This window comes from Mesorhizobium sp. (assembly GCF_024509055.1).
Classification (GTDB): Bacteria; Pseudomonadota; Alphaproteobacteria; order Rhizobiales; family Rhizobiaceae; genus Mesorhizobium.
Map to the genome: position 1 here is coordinate 1 of NZ_JANINM010000257.1, position 2,555 is coordinate 2,555.

At 63.4% G+C, this 2,555-nt stretch carries 4 protein-coding genes; all 4 read left to right on the forward strand.

All coding sequences use genetic code 11. The features are described from left to right. A partial coding sequence (locus tag Q0L57_RS12550; protein ID WP_296743072.1) for an NADH-quinone oxidoreductase subunit B family protein occupies nt 1-401 on the forward strand: 401 nt, incomplete at its 5' end. Between the two features lie 4 nt (nt 402-405). Further along, nucleotides 406-1,011 carry an NADH-quinone oxidoreductase subunit C gene (locus Q0L57_RS12555; protein WP_296743074.1) on the forward strand — a complete coding sequence of 202 codons (606 nt, stop codon included), beginning with the start codon at nt 406-408 and terminating at the stop codon, nt 1,009-1,011. 9 nt (nt 1,012-1,020) lie between these two features. Then, complete coding sequence (locus tag Q0L57_RS12560) at nt 1,021-2,211, forward strand: NADH-quinone oxidoreductase subunit D (RefSeq protein ID WP_296743076.1); 1,191 nt, start codon at nt 1,021-1,023, stop codon at nt 2,209-2,211. Further along, a partial coding sequence (locus Q0L57_RS12565) for an NAD(P)H-dependent oxidoreductase subunit E (protein ID WP_296743077.1) occupies nt 2,212-2,555 on the forward strand: 344 nt, incomplete at its 3' end. It abuts the gene before it with no gap.

A 2,555-nucleotide genomic window follows, 5' to 3' on the forward strand; every position in this document is an offset into this window, starting at 1 on the left:
GCTCGCTGATGTTCATGACCTTCGGCCTCGCCTGCTGCGCGGTCGAGATGATCCACACCTCGATGCCGCGTTATGACTCCGAGAGGTTCGGCGTCGCGCCGCGCGCATCTCCGCGCCAGTCCGACATCATGATCGTCGCCGGCACGCTGACCAACAAGATGGCTCCGGCTCTGCGCAAGGTCTACGACCAGATGCCCGAGCCGCGCTACGTTATCTCGATGGGCTCATGCGCCAACGGCGGCGGCTATTACCACTACTCCTATTCGGTGGTGCGCGGCTGCGACCGCATCGTGCCGGTCGACATCTACGTGCCCGGCTGCCCGCCGAGTGCTGAAGCGCTGCTCTACGGCATTCTTCTGCTGCAGAAGAAGATCCGCCGCACCGGCACGATCGAACGGTGAGCCGATGACCCTGGCGTTGAACGAACTCTCCACCTACCTCGGCGAGAAGCTCTCCGGCCGCATCGGCGAAACTGTGCTAGCGTATGGCGAGCTGACGGTTTCCGTCGAGCCGGCCAACCTCGTCGACGTGGCCACCTTCCTGCGCGACGATCCTCGCTGCCAGTTCATCTCGATCATCGACATCAGCGGCGCGGACTATCCCTCGCGCGCCAAGCGCTTCGACGTTGTCTACCACCTGTTGTCGCCAAAGCAGAACGTGCGCATCAGGCTCAAGGTCCAGGCCGACGAGGAAACGCTGGTGCCGTCACTCACCCCGGTCTATCCCGGCGCCGACTGGTATGAGCGCGAGACCTACGATCTTTACGGCGTGCTGTTCTCCGGCCATCCGGACCTGCGCCGCCTCCTCACCGACTACGGCTTCGAGGGGCACCCGCTGCGCAAGGACTTCCCGCTGACCGGCTTTGTGGAGGTTCGTTACGACGACGAGGCCAAGCGGGTCATCTACGAGCCGGTCGAACTCAAGCAGGAATTCCGCAATTTCGATTTCCTCTCGCCATGGGAAGGCACCGACTACGTGCTTCCGGGCGACGAGAAAGCGAAGTCAAATTGAGGCGCCACAATGGCTGAAACCTCCGTCCGCAACTTCAACATCAACTTCGGTCCGCAGCATCCCGCGGCGCATGGCGTTTTGCGTCTGGTGCTTGAGCTGGACGGCGAGGTGGTCGACCGTGTCGATCCGCATATCGGCCTGCTGCATCGCGGCACCGAAAAGCTGATGGAGGCCAAGACCTACCTGCAGGCCGTGCCCTATCTCGACCGGCTCGACTATTGCGCGCCGATGAACCAGGAGCATGCCTTCGCTTTGGCCGCCGAGCGGCTGCTCGGCATCGAGGTGCCGAAGCGCGGTCAGCTGATCCGCGTGCTCTATTCCGAAATGGGCCGCATCATGTCGCACATCCTCAATGTGACGACGCAGGCGATGGACGTCGGTGCGCTGACCCCGCCGCTGTGGGGATTCGTCGAGCGCGAGAAGCTGATGGTGTTCTATGAGCGCGCTTCCGGTTCGCGCATGCATGCGGCCTATTTCCGGCCGGGCGGCGTGCACCAGGACCTGCCGCAGAAGCTGGTCGAGGACATCGGCAAGTGGATCGATCCGTTCCTGAAGTCGATCGACGACCTCGACGCGCTGCTCACGCCCAACCGCATCTTCAAGCAGCGCAATGTCGATATTGGCACCGTCTCCCTCGCCGACGCCTGGGCCTGGGGCTTTTCCGGCGTGATGGTGCGTGGCTCGGGCGCTGCCTGGGACCTGCGCAAGGCGCAGCCCTACGAATGCTATTCCGAGATGGATTTCGACATCCCGATCGGCAAGAACGGCGACTGCTACGACCGTTACCTCGTGCGCATGGAAGAGATGCGCCAGTCGGCGAAGATCATGCGCCAGTGCGTCGATCTGCTGCTGGGCAAGGAAAGCACCGGCCCAGTGTCGAACCTCGACGGCAAGGTCGTGCCGCCGAAGCGCCAGGCGATGAAGCGCTCGATGGAAGCGCTGATCCATCACTTCAAGCTCTACACCGAGGGGTATCGCGTGCCGGCCGGCGAGGTCTATGCGGCCGTCGAGGCGCCGAAGGGCGAGTTCGGCGTCTATCTGGTCTCCGACGGCACCAACAAACCTTATCGCTGCAAGCTGCGCGCCCCCGGCTTCGCACATTTGCAAGCCATGGATTTCCTGTGCCGCGGCCACATGCTGGCCGACGTCACCGCCGTGCTTGGCTCCCTCGACATCGTGTTTGGTGAGGTCGATCGCTAAATGTCAGTCCGTCGTCTCGCAGAAGCCAGCCTTCAGCCCGCCTCTTTCGCCTTCAACAAGGCGAACGCCGCGGCGGCGCAGCAGTGGATCGCCAAATACCCGAAGGGGCGCGAACAGTCGGCCATCATCCCGCTGCTGATGATCGCGCAGGAGCAGGAAGGCTGGGTCACCAAGGCAGCGATCGAGACGATCTGCGACATGCTCGGCATGCCGCGAATCCGCGGCCTCGAGGTCGCGACCTTCTACACGCAATACCAGCTCAACCCGGTCGGCACCCGGGCGCATATCCAGGTCTGCGGCACCACGCCCTGCATGCTGCGCGGCTCGGAAGCGCTGATGGATGT